This window comes from Bradyrhizobium sp. HKCCYLRH1034, from assembly GCF_051168375.1.
Lineage (GTDB): Bacteria > Pseudomonadota > Alphaproteobacteria > Rhizobiales > Xanthobacteraceae > Bradyrhizobium.
In genome coordinates, this window is the sequence record NZ_JBNPUW010000006.1 from 43082 (window position 1) to 64278 (window position 21197).

The following is a 21197-nucleotide window of genomic DNA, read 5'->3' on the forward strand; positions in this document are numbered from 1 at the left end:
TCGCTCCGAACTCGCCGAACAACGTGGATGGCCGGGACAAGCCCGGCCACGACGGCGAGAGATGGTGGTGGCTGCTCACTTGTGGATCAGCGTGCCCGTGCCCTGGTTGGTGAACAGCTCGAGCAGCACGGCATGCTGCACCTTGCCGTCCAGGATGACGACGCCCTGCACGCCCTGCTCGAGTGCGTAGATGCAGGTCTCGACCTTCGGGATCATGCCGCCGGAGATGGTGCCGTCGGCGATCAGCTTGCGTGCGTCCTTCACCGACAATTCCGGAATCAGCTTCTTCGACTTGTCGAGCACGCCGGGCACGTCGGTGAGCAGCAGGAGGCGCTTGGCCTTCAGCGCACCGGCCACGGCCCCGGCGAACGTATCGGCGTTCACGTTGAAGGTCTGGCCTTCCTTCGAAGTCGCAAGCGGTGCGAGGATCGGGATCAGCTCGTAGCCGATCAGCTGATTCAGCAGCGTCAGATCGACCTTGTCCGGCTCGCCGACGAAGCCGAGATCGACCACCTTCTCGATGTGACTGTCAGGATCGACCATGGTGCGGGTCGCCTTGACCGCGCGCACCATGTTGCCGTCCTTGCCGCACAGCCCGACGGCCTTGCCGCCGGCCTCGTTGATGTAGCCGACCAGCTGCTTGTTGATCGAGCCGGCCAGCACCATCTCGACGATCTCGATCGTCGCCGCGTCCGTGATGCGCAGGCCGGCGGCGAATTCGGAGACGATGCCGAGGCGCTTGAGCATGGTCGCGATCTGCGGGCCGCCGCCATGCACCACCACCGGATTGATCGCGGTCTGCTCCAGCAGCACGATGTCGCGCGCGAACGCTTTTGCGGTGTCCTCGTCGCCCATGGCGTGGCCGCCATATTTGATGACGATGGTTTCGTCGTCGTACTCCTGCATGTGCGGGAGCGCTTCGGACAGGATGCGGGCCTGATCGAGCGGGCTGATGGTGGTCGCGTCGGTCATGTCTGGGAGGTCTCGGCTGTCGGGGGCGTCGCGCCGCGTTCTAGCCGATTGCCGCCCGCGGCGCAAAGCGCCGGATCACGCCCGCCGCGGCCACAGCGCGCAGACCGCGAGTGCGAGCCAGCTCGCGATCTGCAAGCTACCGCCGATCGGCGCCGCGAACGGAAACAGCCGGTCGCCGGTGAACTGCCGCATCAGGAGGTCGCTGGCGAACAGGGCCGGGCCGAGCACGAAGCCGATCGCCGTGACCAGGCCGATGCGCCGATGAACCACGCCGCGCTCTGCCAGCGCGATGGTGCCGAGCAGGGCGCAGGCGTGGAACAGCAGCATGGTGGAGGCGGTCGCGAGCCGCGCTGCGTCGGGCTCGTGCGCGGCCTTGGCCGCCAGCGCGACGCCGGCGGCGCCCATCAGCCCGGCCATTGCGACCAGGATTCGCCACGGCGTCATCATGTGCTGCGCTCTTCCAGCAGCCGCACCATGGCGGCACGCAGCTCCGGCATGCCGGTGCCGGATCGTGACGACGTCGCCAGCACGTGAGGAAACGCCGCCGGATGCTTGGCGAGCGCGGCCTCGGTCTCGGCGATCCGGCTTGCGAGCTCAGCCGGCTTGATCTGGTCGGCCTTGGTCAGGACGAGCTGATAGCTGACGGCGGACCGGTCCAGCGTCTTGAGGATCTCCTGATCGACTTCCTTCAGCCCATGACGGGCATCGATCAGCACATAGACGCGGGCGAGAGAGGCGCGGCCGAGCAGGAATTTGTGGATCAGCTCGGTCCAGGACGCGACCTTGGTCTTCGCCGCGGCGGCATATCCATAGCCGGGCATGTCGACCAGCCGCAGCGGCGCATGCTCGGGCCCCTCGAAGAAGATCAGCTCCTGGGTGCGGCCCGGCGTATGCGAGGTGCGCGCCAGCGCGTTCTGGCCGGTCAGCGCGTTGATCAGGCTGGACTTGCCGACATTGGAGCGGCCGGCGAAGGCGACCTCGATCGCCCCCATCGGCGGCAGGCTTTCGATCGAGGGAGATGCATGGGTGAAGCGCCACGATTGGGCGAACAGCTTGCGGCCTTTTTCGATCAGGCGCTCGTCGGTGTCGTGGCTGGTGGTCATGACAAGGCCTCGCTCTTCGTCATGCCCGGGCTTGACCCGGGCATCCACGCCCATTGCGCGGGATATCAAAACGTGGATGGCCGGGACAAGCCCGGCCATGACGGTAGATGGTTGGTTGCTTCAGCGGCTCACGCCGCCTTACTCGTCACGCCGCTTTTTTTTTGAACGTGCCGCGGATGTTGTCGAACAGCTCCACCTTCACGCCATTGCGGCGCATGATGAAGCCCTGCTGCAGCACCGACAGCGTGTTGTTCCAGGCCCAGTAGATCACGAGGCCGGCCGGGAAGCCCGCGAGCATGAAGGTGAAGATCAGCGGCATCCAGTTGAAGATCATCGCCTGGGTCGGATCGGGCGGCGTCGGGTTCAGCTTCATCTGGAACCACATCGTGATGCCCATGATGATCGGCCAGATACCGAGCGCGAGGTAATGGCCGAACAGCGGCAGCTGCGTCGGATCGAACGGGATCAGGCCGAACAGCGTGAACAGATTGGTCGGATCCGGAGCCGAGAGATCCTTGATCCAGCTGATGAACGGCGCGTGCCGCATCTCGATCGTGACGAAGAGAACCTTGTAGAGCGAGAAGAACACCGGGATCTGCAGCACGACCGGGAGACAGCCGGCGACCGGGTTGATCTTCTCCTTCTTGTAGATCTCCATCATCTCCTGCTGCTGCTTCATCCGGTCGTCCGGATAGCGCTCCTTGAGCGCCTGCAGCTGCGGCTGGATCGCCTTCATCTTGGCCATCGAGGCGTAGGACTTGTTGGCCAGCGGGAAGAACAAGGCCTTCACCAGCACCGTCACCAGCAGGATCGAGACGCCGAAATTGCCGAAGAAGCGGAAGAAGAAGTCGAGCGCCAGGAACATCGGCTTGGTCAGGAAGTAGAACCAGCCCCAGTCGATCAAGAGATCGAAATGGTTCAGCGCGAGCTTCTGATTGTAGCCGCCGAGGCCGCCGATCGGGAAGTTGATGCCGACCACGCCGGCCTCCTTGGCGCCGGCGAACAGCCGGGTGGAGACGCTGGCCGAGCCGCCGGCCGGCACCGTCTGCGGGGTCTCGACATAGTCGGTCTGGTAGCGATGCTGGTTGTCGACCAGCTTCGACGAATAGTTTGCCTGCAGCCGCGCATCGGTCATCGGCAACAGCGCCGCCGCCCAATATTTGTCGGTGATGCCGAGCCAGCCATTGGTGACGTCGAACTTCGCCGCCTTCTCGTCGTCCATCTTCTTGTAGGTGAACTCCTGCAGGCCCTTCTCGCCGAGATAGCCGATCAGGCCTTCGTGCAGGATGTAATAGCCCGACACGTGCGGCGTGCCGTGACGCGAGATCAGGCCGTAGGGATACAGCGTCACCGGTGCGTTGCCGGCGTTGGTGACGTCGTCCTTGATGGTGAAGAGATAGTGATCGTCGACGCTGATGGTGCGCTGGAAAGTCAGGCCGTCGCCGTTGGTGGTGGTCAGCTTCACCGGGGTCGACGGCGTCAGCGCATTCGAGCCGTCCTGCTGCCAGACGGTGTTCTGGTCGGGCACCTGCACCTTGGCGCCGGCGGCGTTCACCCAGCCGAACTCGGCGTAATAGGGCTCGGCGGTGTTGGACGGGGAGAACAGCACGATCGCCGGCGATTTCGGATCGACCGTCTCGCGGTACTGCACGAAGGCCAGGTCGTCGATGCGTGCGCCCTTGAGTGAGATGCTGCCGGTCAGCCGCGGTGTGTCGATCTTGACGCGCGGCGTGGCGGCGATGGCGGTGTCGCGCGGCATCACGCTGGTGCTGGTCACGGCGCCGCCCGGCGCGCTCGGGCTGCCGGTCGCGGCCGCGCCCGGCTGCGGGGTGGCCGACGGCGCGGCGCTGTCGGGCTGCGTTGCCGGCGCCTGCTTCTTGGCGAGCTCGGCCTGCATCTGGGCCTGCGCGCGCTGCTTCTCCATCTGCGGTCCGTTGTAGAAGACCTGCCAAAGGATCAGCACGAGGCCGGACAGAATGACGGCGAGGATGGTGTTGCGATTGTCGGTCATCGTTTTCTTATCGTCTCGTCGTTCAATCCGGTTTGCGGGAATGCGCGTCCGGTGCGGGAGCGTTTGGCTTGTCCGCATCCGACGGCTTGCGCGGCTGCGGCTTGGCCTGCGGCCGGTCGAGGCGGCGGAGCGTCGCCTGGAGATCGGCGAGCATGGTCTGGAAGTCGCGTGACAGGGCATCCCGCCGGCCGACCAGCACGTAGTCAGTGTGCGGCCGCATCGACAGGGGATCGAGCCGTTTCACAAGCTCGCGCAGCCGCCGACGGATGCGATTACGCTCCGTGGCGGTGCCATTCTTCTTGGTGACGGTAAAGCCGATCCGGACCGGGCCCCGGTCCGGCCGTTCCCGGCGCTGGACGACGAAGGCAGGGCTGTTCGCCCGCACGCCATCGGCAACGGCGAGGAAGTCCGCCCGCTGCCGTAGCCGATCCATGATGGAAATCTCCGGGACAGACGCCCTGGCTTCAGGCGCTGAGACGCTTGCGGCCCCGGGCGCGACGCGCGGCAAGGACCTTGCGGCCGCCGGTGGTGGCGAGGCGGGCGCGGAAGCCGTGACGGCGCTTGCGCACCAGTTTGCTGGGTTGATAAGTCCGCTTCACGGGTCGTTCTCCGCTGACGGGCAATTTGCCAGTTGACAACTTGCCTGCTTGAAATGTCGATTGATGTCCGATGATGTTTACGGGCCCGAAATGGACCGCTGCCGGCCCTGAAATCGAGCCGCTCCCGGGCGAGCCGGGTCATCGCGGACGGTTGGCGCGGCTTATAAGGGAGCGTCCTGCCTTCGTCAATCGCGGCAAGACGTCATAGGCGGTGCAGGGATCGACGACGCCGAGATCTCGTCAAGACCTTCGTCACCAGCCGTAGATCAGCGTCGCGAACGACACGAGGCAGGACGAGAACGCAAGTCCCTGCGCACAAGACCCTGCGCACACGACGAAGGCAAGAATGGCTTCGGCGCGGCGGGGTTGAAGACGTCAGAGATCGTGCAGTTTCGGGTTCCATTATGAACGATTTGGAAACCGGAACATGAGCGATCCGTAATTTGACCGGACTCCGGTGCAGTCCCATCTTGCGGTCCCGTAAGGGTGGGGTGTCTCTTACAAGGGCGATACGTGACCGAGAGCGACAACCAGCCAATCCTGGAGCGCCTGCGACCGAAACGGTCGCGGCGGCTCGGCTTGTCTGGAAAGCTGCTGCTGTTGACCATTCCGCTGGTGATGATCGCGGAGGTGCTGATCTACGTGCCGGCGATCGCCAATTTCTGGACCAACCGGCTCAACGACCGCCTGGCGGCCGCAAATACCGCTGCCCTGGTGCTCGACGCCGCACCGTCCGGCATGGTGCCGGATTCGCTGGCGCGGCAGATCCTCACCTCCATCAACGCGCGCGGCGTCGCCATCAAGATGGGCCAGCAGCGCCGTCTGCTCGCGAGCGCCGACCTGCCCGCCTCGATCGACCACGACTTCGACATGCGCGACATGACGGCGTGGTCGTCGATCGTGAACTCGCTGACGATGATGACGGAGACCGGCGACCACACCATGCGGGTGATCGGACCGGCGCCCGGCCGAGCCCAGTTCATCGAGGTCGTCACCGACGAGAAGCCGCTGCGCAAGGCGATGTACCGGTTCTCGCGCAACCTGCTCGGCGTGTCGCTGCTGCTGGCGGTGCTGACCGCGGCGCTGGTCTATCTTGCCCTGCATTTCCTGTTTGTGCGGCCGATGCGGCGTCTCACCGCGAGCCTCGTCGGCTTCCACGAAAATCCGGAGAGCGTGGCGCGAATCATCGTGCCGAGCCAGCGTTCCGACGAGATCGGCGTCGCCGAGCGCGAGCTCGCCGACATGCAGCGCGACCTCGTCTCGATGCTGCATCAGAAGAGCCGGCTCGCCGCGCTCGGCCTCGCCGTGTCCAAGATCAACCACGATCTGCGCAACCTCTTGGCCTCGTCGCAGCTGCTGTCGGACCAGCTCGCCAGCGTGCCGGATCCGCGGGTGCAGCGCTTCGCGCCGAAGCTGATGCGCTCGCTGGAGCGCGCCATCGCGTTCTGCCAGTCGACGCTGTCCTACGGCAAGGTCCAGGAGCCGGCGCCGGACCGCCGCATGGTGGTGGTCGAGCCCGTCGTCGCCGAGGTGCGAGAGACCGCCGGCCTGTCGCCGGATGCCTCGATCACCTGGATCGCGGCGATCGAGCGCGGGCTGAAGATCGATGCCGATCCCGACCAGCTGTTCCGCGTGCTGCTCAACCTGGTGCGCAATGCCGCCCAGGCCCTGGACAGCCTCGCGGCGGACGCCGGCGTGCGCCAGATCCGCATCACCGGCCGCCGCGAAGGCGGGGTGGCGATCCTGGAGGTCTCGGACACGGGTCCCGGTGTCCCGGCGAAGGTGCGGGAGCACCTGTTCGAGGCCTTCCGCGGTGCCGGTCGTCCGGGCGGCTCGGGGCTGGGCCTTGCGATTGCGGCCGAATTGGTCCGGGCCCATGATGGCGACATCCAACTGGTCGAAGGGACCCTGGGGGCGACCTTCCGAATCACGATCCCCGACCGTCCTGTCGAGTTGCAGACCTTCTGGACCGAGCGCGCCAGCGCCTGAACCCGATCGGCCTCACCTGCCATTCCGGCGGGCGATGCCGCAGGCGTCGAGCGCGGAACTCCTGGCGTGTCGGAACGAAGCCCATCCGCTCCGGCCATGCCGAACCGCGCCGGCGCGTCTGCGGAAAAATGGTCGCAAAATGTCCCGCTCCAGCCTTGCCAAGCGGTCTCCGAGCCGTTAGTCAGGGGCCCTTCGCGAGGCCTGCCGGCGTTTGCCGCTCCGGCCTTCCGGGATCCGGCCCCTGGCCCGGAGCCTGCCAAATGCGAAAAACGCGCCCGTAGCTCAGCTGGATAGAGCATCAGACTACGAATCTGAGGGTCGGACGTTCGAATCGTTCCGGGCGCGCCATTCAAATCAATAGCTTAGCCAAGATCACCGTTTGAGATTTGAAAACTAAAACGGTTTTTCAAACGGTTTTGGTGTGTGACGTCCATGCTTGTGGACGGTGCCGCTCCTGGCAAAAAGATTGCGTCCAGATCGGAGAATTAACGGGAGTTCGAATCCCGCCCTCTCCGCCAATGCCTCTGAGGTCCTATAAATCATCGAAGCCGTCGAGATAGCTACGGCGTGATGGCCGAAGCAACGCGTTCGAGAAGAGCCAGTAGCCCGCGGAGAATTTCGAGCGGAGCGGGCGGGCACCCCGGGACATGCAGATCGACCGGCACGACCTCTCCCACGCCCCCCACCACGGCATAGCTGCCGGCGAAGCACCCGCCGTCGTGGGCGCAGTCGCCCACGGCCACGACCCACTTCGGATTTGGTGTTGCGTTGTAGGTCCGCTCCAGCGCCATGCGCATGTTCTTCGTCACCGGCCCAGTCACCAGCAGCACGTCCGCGTGGCGCGGTGAGGCGACGAAGCGGAGGCCGAAGCGTTCGAGATCGTAATAGGCGTTGTTGAGTGCATGAATTTCCAGCTCGCAGCCGTTGCAGGAGCCGGCGTCGACTTCGCGGATCGACAGCGACCGGCCAAGGCGTCGGCGGGCCGCCCGCTCCAGCGCAGCTCCCACTTCTGCAAATGCCCGGTCGTCGGCCGACGGCGCCGGCTCCGTTAACGGCATCTGCACGAGACTCTGGAACAGCAGCTTTCTCATCTGGATGGGCGTCCCTAGAGGTCGTGGCCCGAGTAGGAGCAGTTGAACGATTTGTTGCAGAGCGGGAAATCGGCAACGATGTTGTCTTGGATCGCGGCCTCCAGCAGCGGCCATTGGAACCAGGAAGGGTCACGCAGATGGCAGTGCGCAATGCTGTTGTCGGCATTGAGCGCGAGCCAGACCAGGATGTCGCCGCGAAAACCCTCCACCAGCGCCATGCCCTCGCGAGCCTCTCCGGCCATGGGCAGATTGATCCGCGACTCGCCCTGCGGCATCCGCTCCAGCAATTGGGTGACGAGCCTTAGACTCTGCTCGATCTCGCGAACGCGAATCCACACCCGCGCGTTGACGTCGCCGGCCTCAAGCACAGGAATCTCGAAGGCGAGCTTGTCATAGGGCGCGTAGGCAAGATGCTTGCGCGCGTCGAAGGCGCGGCCCGATGCGCGGCCGATGAAGCCGCCGGGCGCGTATTGACGGGCGAGATCGACCTTCACCGTGCCCGTGTTGACGGTGCGATCCTGGAGCGAGGCCGTGTTGTCGTAGAGTTCGACGAGGGCTGGGAAGCGTGCCTGGATATCGCTCACCAGCGATCGGATCGCCTGGATGCCATCCTGGTTGATATCGGTCGCAACGCCGCCGGGCAGGATCAAGTCGCGCATCAGGCGGTGCCCGAAAACATTGCCCGCGCCGCGCAGCACTTTCTCGCGCAACACGCCGCAATGGGCCAGCATCAGGGCGAAGGAAGCGTCGTTGCAGATTGCGCCGAAATCGCCGAGATGATTGGCGAGACGCTCCAGCTCCGCCATCAGCGCGCGCAGATGGTGCGCGCGCGGCGGAACTTCTACCCCCAACGCAGCCTCCACCGCGCGCGCGAAGGCCAGTCCGTAGGCGACTGTGCTGTCACCGGAGGCGCGCGCTGCGAGCTTGCCCGCCTTCGCAAGGTTCGCGCCCGCAATCAGGCCCTCGATACCCTTGTGCACATAGCCGAGCCGAGGCTCTAACCGCACCACGGTCTCGCCGTTGGCGGTGAAGCGGAAGTGGCCGGGCTCGATGATGCCGGCATGGACCGGGCCGACCGGAATCTGATGCAGGCCGGCGCCTTCGACAGGAAGGAACGCATAGGTCTTGTCGATCGGCGTCGGCTCGGGCTTCGCAGCGAGCGGATGCCGCAGGCCCCAATTGCCGTGATCGAGCCAGGCGCGCGGGTCCGGCAGGCCTTGCGGCTCCAGGCCGCGGAGATCGCGGATGGTCCGCTCCAGCCGAAGTGCCGGTGGGTGGTGCAGACCGACCGACGGATAGCGGCGGGTCGGGCAATCGAGCGTGATGATGCCGGCCACAGTCTTCGGCGCATCGAGCAGCGCCATGTGAACGCGATCCGCCTCACCCCAAAGGCCGAGCAGTTCCCAGTCGGCGCCGGCAAGTCCCGCGATCGCCTCGTTCCAGGTCGCGACGCCGACGACGGCGCGCGGCCAGGGACAGGGGCTCGATGCAAGCTCGCCTTGGCGCAGGAGTTCGTCGAGGCCCATTGCGATCACCCCAGAATATCGGCGACGTGCCGGAACCACGTGACCAGCGTGGGCGGGAGGAAGATTCCGGCGATCAGCACGAGACCGAAATGCACGATCATCGGCATGTAGGAGGCATCCGATGGCGCAGTGCTCCCGGTCGGCACGCCAAAGGCGATACCGTTGAGATGATAGAACAGCGCGCCGAGCGCGAGCAGGATGCCGAACACGAGTGGGATGGCAAGCAGCGGCTCGCGCGCGAAGGTCGAGGTCACGACCAGGAATTCGCTCATGAAGACGCCGAACGGCGGCAATCCGGCGATGGCCACGACACCGATCACAAGGCTCCAGCCGAGCGCCGGATGGGTCGCGGTCAGGCCGCGGATATCGGCGATCTTCTGCGTGTCCTTGATCTGCGCGACATGGCCAACGGCAAAGAAGATTCCCGACTTGGTAAGGCTGTGCATCACCATGTGCAGCAGCCCGGCAAAATTGGCGACCGGGCCGCCCATCCCGAAGGCAAAGGTGATGATCCCCATGTGCTCGATCGAGGAATAGGCGAACAGGCGTTTGATGTCGCGCCGCCGGTAGAGCATGAAGGCGGCGAACACCAGCGACACCAGACCGAGTGTCACCATTAGGGGTCCAGGAGCCACCGCGCTCGGATTGGCTGCCAGCACGATCTTGAAACGAAGCACTGCGTAGAGTGCGACGTTGAGCAGGAGGCCGGACAACACCGCGGAGATCGGCGTCGGCCCTTCCGCATGCGCATCCGGCAGCCAGGCGTGCAGCGGCGCCAACCCCACCTTGGTGCCGTAGCCGAGCAGCAGGAATATGAAGGCGACGTTGATCAGCGCCGGATCGAACTGCGAGGCATGCGCGACCAGCACCGTCCAGACCATGCCGTTGATGCCTTCGCCCACCACGGGGAGCGCAGCCATGTAGACCAGGATGGTACCGAACAGCGCGAGCCCGATGCCGACGCTGCCGAGAATGAAATATTTCCAGGCGGCTTCGAGCGCTTCATGGGTGCGGTAGATGCCGACCATCAGCACGGTCGTCAGCGTCGCCAGTTCGATGCCGACCCACATCAAGCCGATATTGTTGGCGGTCAGCGCGAGATTCATCCCGCCCATCATGACCTGGAACATGGCGTGGTAGAAACGCAAGTATGCAGGCGTCAGCCGCCCGGTCGCCAGCTCGTGGCCGATATAGCTTGCCGAAAACACGCTGGTGGTGAAGCCGACGAAGGTATTGAGCACGATGAACGCGATGTTGAGTTCATCGACGAACAGGTAAGAGCCGGGCTGGATGTGATCGGCGAAGAACATCGAGAGCGAGGCCGCGAAGGTCAACCCCGACGCCAGCACGTTGAGGCGCGCGGACAGCCGATAGCCGGGAAGCAGGGCCAGCACAGCGGCCGAGACGACCGGAATGACGGTGACGAGGACGACGCCCTCGTTGGTGGACAACATCATCGGCGCTCTCCGCGAAAGCGATCCAGCGCCTGGACATCGACGGTATCGAAGCGCTCGCGGATCCGGAACAGGAAGACGCCGATCACGAAGAAGGCGATCAGGATCGAGAAGGCGACGCTGATCTCGACCACCAGCGGCATGCCGCGCGCGCCGGTGCCTGCGAGCACCAGCCCGTTTTCAAGCGACATGAAGCCGACCACCTGGCTCACAGCGTTACGCCGGCTCACCATCATCAACAGGCCGAGCAGTACGACCGCCAGCGCGAAGGCGAGGTCCTCGCGCGCGAGCGGATCGGCGGCGGGGGTGACCTTCAGCATGACCGTCATTGAGAGCGCGACCAGTCCCATGCCGGTCAGCATGGTCGTTCCGGAGCCGATCACGGTTTCGATCTCGCGATGGATGCCGAGCCGCTGGATGATGCGATGCAACCCGACCGGCACGACCACGGCCTTGAAGACCAGCGCGATCATGGCGGTGACATAGAGATGCGGCGCGCTCTGGACGTGGGCCTGCCAGGCGACCGACATCGCGAGCAGCACGGCCTGGAGCGCAAAGGCGTTGAGCAGGGCATAGAGCCGGTGCTGTGTGATCATCAGGAAGCTGACCAGCAACAGGCTGCCCGCCAACAGGTGCGCGACGTCGAATGTCAGTCCGTGCGCCATTGCTAGAGGCTCCTCGACACGAACAACAGCAGCGTGCCGAGCAGGCCGAGCATCAAGGCAGCGCCGATGAAATCCGGTAGGCGGAACACCCTCATCTTCGCAATGGCGGTCTCGAACACGCCGAGCAGAAAGCCGAACACAGTGAGCTTGGCGAGATAGCCGGTAAATCCGGTCAGATGGCTTGCGGTGCTCGCGCTGGGCGCAGCCAGCGTCCACGGCACGAAGATGCAGCCGATCAGCGAGATGTAGAGCAGCAGCTTGACCGCGGCGGCGAGTTCGATCATGGCGAGGTGGCGACCTGAATATTCCAGCACCATGGCTTCATGCACCATGGTGAGTTCGAGATGGGTCGCCGGGTTGTCGACCGGAACGCGGCCGTTTTCGGCGATGGCGACGATGATCAGCCCGACCATCGCAAGGCCCAGCGAGACACGCAGGCCGACGCCCGAGGCGAACAGATCGGCCACGGCCGAGAGCTGCGTCGAGTGCGCGACCAGCGCCATGGTGAAGACGACCAGCAGCATGGCCGGCTCGGCGAGCGAGGCGATCATCATTTCCCGGCTCGCCCCGATGCCGCCGAAGGCGGTGCCGATATCCATGCCGGCGAGCGCGAGGAAAAACCGCGCGCTGGCGAGCAGCGCGATGATGGCGATGAGGTCCGCGGACCAGCTGAACAGCAAACCCTTGGCGAAGGTCGGCACCAGCGCGGCGGCGACCCAGGTCGCCGCGAAGATCAGATAGGGCGCGACGCGGAATATCCACGAGGCATTGTCCGCGACCACGACCTCCTTCTTCAGGAGCCGTAGGATATCGCGATAGGGCTGCACGATCGGCGGGCCGCGGCGGCGCTGGAGACGCGCCTTCACCTTGCGGATGAAGCCGGTCAGCAGCGGCGCCGCCAGCAGCACCAGCATCATCTGCGAGACCTGAACGAGAAGGGCGGAGATCAGCTCCATATCGCCAGCACCAGCAAGAGCAGCACGAGGCAGAGGAAGACAAGACTGAGGTAGCGGCGGATGGTGAGGAATTGCAGTTTGTTGAGCTGGAGCGCGGCGCGTTCGACGGCGCCGGCAACCGGCTCGTAGAGCCAGTCCCACACCGGATCGGCGATCGTCAGTGTGAAGCGGGCGGCGCGTGTGTCGCCGGGCGCGGGCATGGTGACCTCTTCACTCGTAAAAGGAGTCCGCGCCAGGAACACGCGGCGGATAGGCTGGGCAAAGCTCGAGCCGGAATATTGCGTCAGCGGACTGGGATCGGGAAAGCCGCAATCCCATGCCGGGCCGCGGCGGATCGCGTGCGAGGCGAAGCGGTGGATGGCCCACACCGCCAGCAGCGCGGACGTGGCGATGAAGAGAAAGACGAGCAAGCCGTTATAGGAGCTGCCGGTTTCGGCCTCCGGCACGATCGTGAGCCAGGGCCGGCTCCCCTGAGTCGTCAGCGCCGTGCCGGCAAGCTGGTGCGTGATCGGGGCGATGGCATCGATGATGAAGCCCGGAACGATGCCGGTGATCAGGCAGAGCAAGGCAAGTGCCGCCATGGCCGAGAGCGAGAAGCGGTCCACTTCCGTTGCTTGTCCCGCTTCCGTGCTGCGTGGACGGCCGAGGAAGGTGATACCGAAGGCCTTGACGAAGGTCGCGCCCGCCAGCGCTGCTGCGAGCGCGAGCAGGCCGCCTGCCGCCGGCACCATGACCTTCAGCAACCATCGCGCCAGGTCGGGACTCTGAAGCACGGCCTGGAAGGTTAGCCATTCCGACACGAAACCGTTCAGTGGCGGCAGTGCCGAGATCGCCATGCAGCCGACCAGGAACAGGAAGCTCGTCACCGGCATGCGGTGGATCAATCCGCCGAGACGATCCATGTCGCGCTCGCCGGTTGCGGTCAGCACCGCACCGGCGCCGAAGAACAGCAGGCTCTTGAAGAGGGAATGGTTGAGCACGTGCAACAAGGCCGCCGTGATGGCCAGCGCGGCCGCCGCATTCATGCCGTCGGCTCGGAACGACAGCGCGAGGCCGAGCCCGATGAAGACGATGCCGATATTTTCAATGGTCGAATAGGCGAGCAGCCGCTTGGCGTCGTCCTGCATCAGGGCCTGCAACACGCCGAGGACCGCGCTCAGGCTGCCGATCGCGAGCAGTAGCGCGCCCGACCACCAGGGCAGGTCGCCAGCAAGATCGAATACGATGCGGATGAAGGCGTAGATCGCGACTTTCGTCATCACGCCGCTCATCAGAGCCGAAACGTGACTTGGCGCCGCCGGATGCGCAAGCGGCAGCCAGGCATGCAGCGGCACCAGCCCGGCCTTGGATCCTGCACCGATCAGGACCAGTACGAGGACCATCGCAGCCGTCAGCGGCGTTCGCACGCCATGTCTGATTGTCTCGAAGTCGTAACTGCCGCCCGGCCCGGCGAGCAGGCCGAGGGCGAGCAGGAGCGCGAGCGTGCCGAGGCTCGCCATGATCAGATACACGTAGCCGGCGCGTCTGTTCTCGGGATCGCGATGATGCGCGATTACGAGCGCCCAGGAGGCCAGTGACATGAACTCCCAGGACAACAGATAGCTGAAGGCATCAGCCGCCAGCAGGACCAGATTCATTCCGGCGAGGAAGGCTGGAAAGAACGGCAGCACGCGATGCGGCTCCTCCGCGTGTGCGCCGTAGCCGAGCGCGTAGAGACTCGCCGCGGCGCCGCCGATATTCACGACAACGAGAAAAAAGGCCGCGAGCGCATCGATCGCGAAGTGTGCGCCGATCCAGGGCAGGCCGAGCGGCAGAACGAGGTCGGTCGGAGCGCCGGCATGGCCGGCAAGCGCGAGAAGCGAAAAAACCGTCGCCGCGCTGCACAGCGCCAGCATGGCGCCGTAGATGATGCGGGTCGCCGCATACCCGCGCGAGACGGCTACCGCCAACAGCGCAACCCCCAACATCGCCGCTGCGCAGAGCATGAGGAATGCAACGACACTCATCTCAATTGGATCCTATGCCCTTTTCGCCATACCCTTCACGTGGCGCGAGTCGGAGAGTGCGGGCTCCTTGAGCCGGACTCCGCGGCCTCCGGTCTGACTGGCGGCTCCGTCGCCGATCAGTTCGATACCGCTCTGGCTCAGCGCCTCGATCAATTTCATCAAGGAATCGACGTTGCCGCGCACGACCCCCTCGCTCGCTTCCATACGCTGGATCGTGGGGACCGAAAGGCCAGACAGTTCGGCAAGCTGGCGCTGGTCGATGTCAAGAAGCGCCCTGGCCGCGCGGAGCTGTGCTGCGGTGATCATCGTTGAGATGCCAGTACTGATACTTGGTACATCAATACTGCACGTAAAAGTGCTAGCTGCTCGCTCAATTATACCAATGAAGTTGTTTTGTATAGCTATGTTGATGTTCGAGACCTCATTTGCCGAAGATTTTGTCCCAGGCATCAACGCATTGGAGGGTGCGTATTGCAGGCCGCCATTGATCGACTCGCTTGATGGACTTTCGGCGATGACGGATTATTGGCAGAACAGGTCGTTGTCGGGGGCCAAACCCTATTCTCCGGCCGTAGCTCAATTGGTGGGTTTGGGTCGGGGAAGAACGAAAATGCGTTCTCTTTCAATGGAGATTGACTGATACTCTCTCCGCCACAGGGGAGCTTGTGCCGTCATCTATACAGAAGAGCGGATCGCTACACACGTTTCGCGCGTCTAGGAGCCGACACTAAGCACCTCTCTCCCACGGAGTGAGCTCTTGCTGTTCCGCGATCGCTGACTTCAGCCCGTGTTGCCCGCGAATGTCGTCAGCGATAACATGGGCACGTGGGTTGAGAAGTTGCGAGTTGGTGGATTTTGGCCACGGACGGATATTTGGGCTATTCGCATTCAATGCCGCAAATACCGCACTGCTGATCGCTTGTTGTTGGCGTCGTAGGTGATCCTCCAGCAGCTTAGGGCGAGTGATGTAGCCAGCGTTCACGCCGGGAATTGCGTGGTTCATCAGCAGCTTTGCATCGAACTCCGACACGCCGGCTGCGGCGGCGATGGTGCGAAAGCTCTGCCGTAGATCGTTACCCCATTTCGACAGCGTGGCCCGATCTTCTTTCTGCTCGACTATGTGCCCCGACACGCTGTCGGCCGGGAATATCCATTGGCGGGCGTGCGACGGATGCATCTGATGTCCAAAGCGCATGACTCGGATCAGGCAGCGGATCATTTCCCGAGATAGAGGAATGTCGAAGGCCCGCTTCGCGCCGCCCTTGGGCTTCGGAATGTGCAGGATCCGTCTCTTGAAATCGATATTGCCCGGAGTGGTTTCCTGCAACGCGGTGGGCCGACATCCCGAAAGCAGCGTGAAGAGATGGAATTCACGGCGGATCGGATTGTCCAAAGCCGACAATTCGGAAAACCAGGCCCTCAGATCACCGGGCCCCATTCCGGTGTCGCGTCGCTTCTCTCCATTCCAGTCGATAGCCCCGACGGGATTATCGGGCGGCAAGGTCTTGTTGGCTTTGCGGGCGTGGGAATAGATGGCCCGGAGAGTGCGCATGCTTCCATTCGCAATATATGGCCCGTTCTCCTTGGTGATTTCGTCATGTCTCTCGACCACCTTTGCTGGGTGGCGGCCCAAATCTTCCAATGGCGTATCGAGCCATTTGATGAAGATTCGTTCCACGTGATCCCGATAGCTCTCGATTGTGCGCTCGCTACGGCCTTTCCTAATCATGTGGGCGTCGCGATATCGCTCCCACGCTTGCCTGAGCGTGATGCCGCCGGATTGATGCGCGGTCGGGCTATCCCCGCTGGCCGCGACGCGACTCGGTTTCGACCCGGCCTTGGGATGCTGACCCCGGCTTATCTGAGCAAGATATTCTTTGGCAGTCGCTCGGGCCGTCCTTGTCGAGAGTTCTTTGACGTCGCCGATTGCGACCCGGATCGACGTCGCTCGCTTGCCGTCCTCGCGAAGGTCGCCTTGGACGGTAAAGGTTCGTTTCCGCTTTCCGACGACGACGAAGATGCCCTTCAGTTCGGTGTCGCGCGCCAGATACCAGCCCTTCCTCGGGGTCGGCAGGCGAGCGATTTCTTTGTCGGTCAGCAGGAGGCGGACATCGGCCGTCGGAGCGCTCCGAAACTAAAACGGTTTTTCAAACGGTTTTGGCAAATCGGGGAGTTCGACGGTTCGACCCCGACCTTGTAGGAGGATGGGCGATAAAAGGCTCGAAATTAAGGACTTTTGCGTCTATCGTTGCGCTGTGGCGTACAGTTGGATAGCGTGGCGAAGCAATGTTTTTGAACTACGAATCTGAGGGTCGGACGTTCGAATCGTTCCGGGCGCGCCATTTGCCGATGATCCACACCACGTTCAGTTCGCACGTCCATCGCTTCCGATCGATGCGTCGATCGGCGGATCTCGGGTGCGCAGGAGAACAATCGTGAGTCGCTTCTGGTCCGAGCTCGTTCATCGGCTGTCGCCCTATGTGCCCGGCGAGCAGCCGCAGATCCCGGGCCTGGTCAAGCTCAACACCAATGAGAGTCCGTTCGGGCCCTCGCCGAAGGCGATCGAGGCCATACGGGCCGCCGCGGCCGACACCTTGCGCCTCTATCCCGATCCCCAGGCAACGCGGCTGCGCGAGGCCCTCGCGGCCTATCACAAGGTCTCACCCGAGCAGGTGTTCGTCGGCAACGGTTCCGATGAGGTGCTGGCGCATGCCTTCGCGGCGCTCCTGAAGCAGCCGGCGCCGCTTCTGTTCCCGGACATGACCTACAGCTTCTATCCGGTCTACTGTCGGCTGCTCGGAATCGACTCCACTACCGTTCCGCTCGATGCCGAGATGCGCGTGCGTATCGACGATTATGTCGGCCGCCCCGGCCCGGTGATCATCGCCAATCCGAACGCACCGACCGGAATTGCGCTGTCGCGTGCCGAGATCGCACGGCTGGTTGCTGCCCGCAGCGACGCGGTCGTCGTCATCGACGAGGCCTATGTCGATTTCGGCGCCGAGACCGCGATCCCCTTGATCTCCGAGCATCCCAACCTGCTGGTGGTGCAGACGATGTCGAAATCGCGCGCGCTCGCAGGACTCCGCGTCGGCTACGCGATCGGCGATGCCGCGCTGATCGAAGGCCTGACGCGGGTCAAGGACAGCTTCAACTCCTACCCGCTCGGCCGCCCCGCCCAGGCCGGCGCGATCGCCTCGATCGAGGACGACGCCCATTTCCAGCAGGCGCGCGCGGCCATCATGAAGAACCGTGCGGACCTCACCGCCGCGCTGGTTCGTCTCGGCTTCGAGGTGCTGCCGTCCAGCGCCAACTTCGTCTTCGCCCGGCATCCGGACCATTCCGGCCAGGCGCTGTCCGCAGCCTTGCGCCAGCGCGCCGTGCTCGTCCGCCATTTCACCGCCCCGCGGATCGCGGACTATCTGCGTATCACCATCGGCTCGGAGACGGAGCTCGCGCGGCTGACGGACGCGCTGCGCGAGGTGTTGGCGCAGAATGGTTGAGGGCCGTGGCTGAGACGACGATCGGTCGGAGCCGATCCGCCACAGCCGGCACACTCTGCGACGTCTGGATGCCATTGCTCCAAGACATCAGGCCCGAATCGCGCGCGCAATCGCCAAGAGCCGCGGCACCTGCACCTCAATGTCCGCCGCCACGTCGCGGTCGAGCCTGTCGCGCCAGCGCGCAGGAATCGCCGCCAGCCCATGGGTGGCGCCGGCCAGCATGCCCGCGAGCGCACCCGTCGTGTCGGCATCGCCGCCCTGGTTGACGGTCTGCACGAGGCATTCGGCGAACGAGTTGGCGGCAAGATAGTGGTGCAGCACGGTCTGCATGGTGTCGACGACGAAGGCCGAGCTCCGCCCCGGATAGGGGACGAAGCTGAAGGCGCGGTGCTTGCCGATCAGAGCATCGGCCTCGCGGCGGACGGCGTCCTGGCCCTCACCCAGCAGCAAGGCGTGAGTCATGCGCACCAGCGCGATGCAGGCGTCGTCCGACAGCGGATGATGGTGCGTGGCGCGTGCCTGCGCCAGCGTCCAGGTCTCGGCGTTGTCCGGTGCTTCCAACGTCGCGAGCGCCACCGGCAGCACGCGCATCGCCGCGCCATTGCCGGCGTCGCCTTCGGCGTAGACGCCTTCGACCGTGCCGTGCATGACGTAGCGGCGGATGCCGCGGCGGCAGGTGTTGCCGACATCGGCCGGCCCGGTCCGGAGCCAGGCGGCAAACTCCTCGCAGACGTCGCGCGCGTCGAAGCCGCGCTTGCGGATCAGCGAGCGTCCCAGCGCCAGCGACATCTCGGTGTCGTCGGTGACCTCCCCCGGCCTGAGCTTGAGCCAGCCGCCGCCGATGATGTCGCGATGCACGCCGTATTGCGCGACGATCTCGCCTCGGGTCATGAACTCGACGGTGGCGCCGAGCGCGTCGCCGATGGCAAAGCCGAGATAGGCCGCGAGCGCGCGTTCCTCGACGTCGGGTGCGGTCATGCTGCGATCCGCTCACACATAGTCGACGCTCACGCGGCAGTCGCCGCCGATCACGAGGTATTCGCCTTCGCCCTTCAGCGCATGTGACGACAGCAGGCCGTTGAAGAACACGATCTTGCTGACGGGAATCCGCGCGGTGAGGATCATGTCGCCGAAGCAGCCCGCAGTGTCGCGGTCGGAGGAGAACGAGACAAGGTTGTTGAGCCGGACCACCGCCTCGCGCCGCGTTGTTCGCGCCACGATCCAATGCTCGTCGAACGAATTGACGCCGCGATGCAGCGTCAGATGCGTCTCGCCTGGAAAGGCGAAGCGGCGGATCGCCCATTGGCAGAATTCGAACAGCAGATCGAGCTGCACCCAGATCGCATTGTTGTGGAAGCGGCTCGACATCTTCTCCTGGACATAGGTCGTCCAGGCCCGGCTTGCCACGCGTTCGATGATCTCCTTGTGGTAGGACGGACCGAGGCCGAACCGGCTCTCGACCCAGCCCTTGAGCACGGCGCCTTCCGGGCCGTTGCTGTCGAAGCCCCAGCCCTGGATCAGCCGCAGGAAGGACGAGCGGAAACGCCGCTGGCCGCCGGACGTCGCGGCGCGTTGCTCGGGATCGAGGCCGAACATCGCCATCATGTAGGCCGAGAAGGCCTGGCCGGCCTCGTTGAGATGCTCCGCCTGCGCGAGCATCGTGAACAGGCTGGGGTTCATCTCGGTGACGCCCCAGATGTGCAGCGGCGCCGCGCTGTCGTTGAAGGCGCAGCTCGCCAGCCATTCCGAGGGACGTCCCACGAGATTGGTCGAATGGCCGATGCCGCGCCGTGCTTCGTCGTTCATGACGCGCATGATGCCGCGTCGGATGCGAACAGGAAAGTCTACGGCGGTGACACCGGCGAAGAGCGATTGATTGTCAGCTGCAACCGCCGCAGCCGCCTCCACCACCACCTCCGCAACCGCCACCGCCGCAACCACCGCCACTGCTGCTCAGCGCCTTGGATGTTGCCAGCACCGAAGCGTAGGCGGTGCCGGACAGCACCGCCGCGCCGGTCAGTGCGACGGCCAGTAGCAATTCATGCTCGCGCGGGGCGCGGGCTGCGCGCGCATGCGTCGCCTGATAGCTCCGCAGCACCTCGTTGCCGGCGTATGTGCGGGAGGGCGCCTTTGCGATCATCGCCGCGCCCAGCGCCGTAAGACCGAGTAGTAGTATTAGAAAGCCTACGTCGTGTTGCCGCGAAGCGCCGACGAGGACCTTGATCAGTCCGAACAGGATGAGCGCGCCGACGAATGGCAACACGGTCTTGCGGAATGCCACCATCTGGCTGTCGGTCGGTGCATAGCCGAGAGCCTCCAGCCGCGCCTGAATGCGCGCCGCAAGCGGCGCAAGCGCCTGCTGGAATTCCTGCCGTGTCATCTCCGGGCGGAATGCAAGCCGCGGCGGACGGTCCATCAGCGCCGCCAGCGACGTCTGATCAGTCACTGTTATCTTGTGATCGCGGGCGGTGAAGGTTGCTGCGCCGTTCGCAGCGAAGCCGAGCAGCACGGTATCGCCGAAACGTGGCGCGCCGCCGGCGAGATAGGCCAGCTCGAGCTCGTTCAAAGGCGGCTGGGGCTTGGCCGCGGCCGGGCCGATCGTGCCGCGTAGAGCGAAGGCCTTGAGGAAAATGATGGCGCCGAGAACGATGTAGACGAGTAGGAATGGGCCGGCCGTCCAGTCGAACGGATTGAGCGCCATATTCATCTCCTGAACAGCCGCCGCAGCCATGCGCGGGGCCGGGGCAGAATGAGCCAATGGGTGAGGTCGGTGACGTGATAGCGCGGTCCGGCGAAGCGGATGTGTGTCGCAGGCCACAGATCGGGGCTGGGCGGACCGAAGAAGCGTTCATGCAGTGCCAGCGTCTCGGCATATTGCCGGCGGTAGGTCATCTGCGCCTGCGGTCCGCCGGGCGTCGGATCATGATGCAGCGGGGCCTGGAGCCGTTCGCCGCACCAGATCACCCAATAGTCGCGCGAATAGATCAGATGCTGGTGCCAGACCTCGTCAACCACCTCGCTGGGCGTCACCGGCGTCGGCGAAACCATCGCGAGAAAGCAGAAGCGGCGATAGGCCTCGATCGCGGCCCGGGCCTCATCGAGGCTCCAGCCATGGTCGCGCGCCAACCGCTGGGTGAAGTTGAACGGCGTATCCGGCTCGAAATCATGCGCGGCAATGCGCTGCCATAAGTCCTGTCGCGCAGGTGCCCAGTCCGGCTCGTCGGCCTGGACATCGACCTTGACCTGCGCGCGTCGCACCGAAGGCTCCCGGAGATCGTGCACGGCAGCACCTTAGCATAGATGCGCGCCGAGTTCCACGGGG

The 21197-nt window shown here is 64.6% G+C and carries 20 protein-coding genes and 1 tRNA gene; 3 read left to right on the plus strand and 18 right to left on the minus strand.

The features are described from left to right. Positions 1–75: 75 nt before the first annotated feature. From argB to rpmH, 6 genes are all read right to left on the minus strand, one after another. Entirely contained in the window at positions 76–972 is an 897-nt protein-coding gene (gene argB / locus ACQR0W_RS15680; RefSeq protein WP_012047096.1) for an acetylglutamate kinase, read from the minus strand. A gap of 75 nt (positions 973–1047) precedes the next feature. After that, entirely contained in the window at positions 1048–1419 is a 372-nt protein-coding gene (locus ACQR0W_RS15685) for a DUF423 domain-containing protein (protein WP_315752203.1), read from the minus strand. Then, on the minus strand, positions 1416–2075 hold the full coding sequence (gene yihA / locus ACQR0W_RS15690; protein ID WP_315715361.1) for a ribosome biogenesis GTP-binding protein YihA/YsxC: 660 nt from the start codon (positions 2073–2075) through the stop codon (positions 1416–1418). The genes ACQR0W_RS15685 and yihA overlap by 4 nt, the downstream gene beginning before the upstream one ends. A gap of 145 nt (positions 2076–2220) precedes the next feature. Next, positions 2221–4086: a membrane protein insertase YidC gene (gene yidC, locus ACQR0W_RS15695; RefSeq protein ID WP_316169598.1), complete on the minus strand. Its 1866-nt coding sequence runs from the start codon at positions 4084–4086 to the stop codon at positions 2221–2223. A gap of 22 nt (positions 4087–4108) precedes the next feature. After that, positions 4109–4519: a ribonuclease P protein component gene (rnpA, locus tag ACQR0W_RS15700; protein WP_315715363.1), complete on the minus strand. Its 411-nt coding sequence runs from the start codon at positions 4517–4519 to the stop codon at positions 4109–4111. Between the two features lie 31 nt (positions 4520–4550). Then, positions 4551–4685 (minus strand): 50S ribosomal protein L34, encoded by a 135-nt coding sequence (gene rpmH, locus ACQR0W_RS15705; protein WP_006609582.1) that lies wholly within the window; start codon positions 4683–4685, stop codon positions 4551–4553. Between the two features lie 513 nt (positions 4686–5198). On the opposite strand from rpmH, the gene ACQR0W_RS15710 reads away from it, so the two are divergent. Together ACQR0W_RS15710 and ACQR0W_RS15715 are read left to right on the plus strand one after the other, a co-directional pair. Further along, on the plus strand, positions 5199–6674 hold the full coding sequence (locus ACQR0W_RS15710; protein ID WP_315715364.1) for a sensor histidine kinase: 1476 nt from the start codon (positions 5199–5201) through the stop codon (positions 6672–6674). A gap of 271 nt (positions 6675–6945) precedes the next feature. Further along, positions 6946–7022: transfer RNA gene (locus ACQR0W_RS15715), tRNA-Arg, on the plus strand. A gap of 212 nt (positions 7023–7234) precedes the next feature. Here ACQR0W_RS15715 and ACQR0W_RS15720 read toward each other — a convergent pair. From ACQR0W_RS15720 to ACQR0W_RS15755, 8 genes are all read right to left on the minus strand, one after another. Then, entirely contained in the window at positions 7235–7765 is a 531-nt protein-coding gene (locus tag ACQR0W_RS15720; RefSeq protein ID WP_316169597.1) for an NADH-quinone oxidoreductase subunit B family protein, read from the minus strand. A gap of 14 nt (positions 7766–7779) precedes the next feature. After that, positions 7780–9291 carry a hydrogenase expression protein HypE gene (locus ACQR0W_RS15725; RefSeq protein ID WP_316169596.1) on the minus strand — a complete coding sequence of 504 codons (1512 nt, stop codon included), beginning with the start codon at positions 9289–9291 and terminating at the stop codon, positions 7780–7782. A 5-nt stretch (positions 9292–9296) separates the two neighbouring features. Further along, a complete protein-coding gene (locus ACQR0W_RS15730) occupies positions 9297–10745 on the minus strand; it encodes a hydrogenase 4 subunit F (protein ID WP_315735705.1) in 1449 nt (482 codons plus the stop codon). Beyond that, positions 10745–11410, minus strand: a complete 666-nt coding sequence (locus ACQR0W_RS15735; protein ID WP_315715388.1) for a hydrogenase-4 component E — start codon at positions 11408–11410, stop codon at positions 10745–10747. Before ACQR0W_RS15735 ends, ACQR0W_RS15730 begins: the two co-directional genes overlap by 1 nt. A 2-nt stretch (positions 11411–11412) precedes the next feature. Beyond that, entirely contained in the window at positions 11413–12366 is a 954-nt protein-coding gene (locus ACQR0W_RS15740) for a respiratory chain complex I subunit 1 family protein (protein ID WP_315715389.1), read from the minus strand. Continuing rightward, positions 12357–14372, minus strand: coding sequence for a hydrogenase 4 subunit B (gene hyfB, locus ACQR0W_RS15745; protein WP_316169595.1), 2016 nt, complete (start codon positions 14370–14372; stop codon positions 12357–12359). The genes ACQR0W_RS15740 and hyfB overlap by 10 nt, the downstream gene beginning before the upstream one ends. Positions 14373–14384: 12 nt before the next feature. Further along, positions 14385–14678 (minus strand): helix-turn-helix transcriptional regulator, encoded by a 294-nt coding sequence (locus ACQR0W_RS15750; protein ID WP_315715391.1) that lies wholly within the window; start codon positions 14676–14678, stop codon positions 14385–14387. Between the two features lie 421 nt (positions 14679–15099). Further along, positions 15100–16473 (minus strand): tyrosine-type recombinase/integrase, encoded by a 1374-nt coding sequence (locus tag ACQR0W_RS15755; protein ID WP_316169642.1) that lies wholly within the window; start codon positions 16471–16473, stop codon positions 15100–15102. 334 nt (positions 16474–16807) lie between these two features. Between ACQR0W_RS15755 and hisC the strand changes: the two genes are divergently transcribed. Continuing rightward, the gene (gene hisC / locus ACQR0W_RS15760) at positions 16808–17875 is read left to right on the plus strand and encodes a histidinol-phosphate transaminase (protein ID WP_316186631.1); all 1068 of its coding nucleotides are present in this window, start codon (positions 16808–16810) and stop codon (positions 17873–17875) included. Between the two features lie 87 nt (positions 17876–17962). On the opposite strand, the gene draG is transcribed toward hisC, so the two are convergent. The 4 genes from draG to ACQR0W_RS15780 all read right to left on the minus strand — a co-directional run bounded on the left by draG (position 17963) and on the right by ACQR0W_RS15780 (position 21133). After that, positions 17963–18853 (minus strand): ADP-ribosyl-[dinitrogen reductase] hydrolase, encoded by an 891-nt coding sequence (gene draG / locus ACQR0W_RS15765; RefSeq protein WP_316169593.1) that lies wholly within the window; start codon positions 18851–18853, stop codon positions 17963–17965. Between the two features lie 12 nt (positions 18854–18865). Then, positions 18866–19690: an NAD(+)--dinitrogen-reductase ADP-D-ribosyltransferase gene (locus ACQR0W_RS15770; protein ID WP_316169592.1), complete on the minus strand. Its 825-nt coding sequence runs from the start codon at positions 19688–19690 to the stop codon at positions 18866–18868. Positions 19691–19754: 64 nt separating this feature from the next. After that, positions 19755–20576 carry a TIGR04222 domain-containing membrane protein gene (locus ACQR0W_RS15775; RefSeq protein WP_316169591.1) on the minus strand — a complete coding sequence of 274 codons (822 nt, stop codon included), beginning with the start codon at positions 20574–20576 and terminating at the stop codon, positions 19755–19757. A gap of 2 nt (positions 20577–20578) precedes the next feature. After that, positions 20579–21133 carry a glycine-rich domain-containing protein gene (locus ACQR0W_RS15780; RefSeq protein ID WP_315752198.1) on the minus strand — a complete coding sequence of 185 codons (555 nt, stop codon included), beginning with the start codon at positions 21131–21133 and terminating at the stop codon, positions 20579–20581. Positions 21134–21197: the final 64 nt, after the last annotated feature.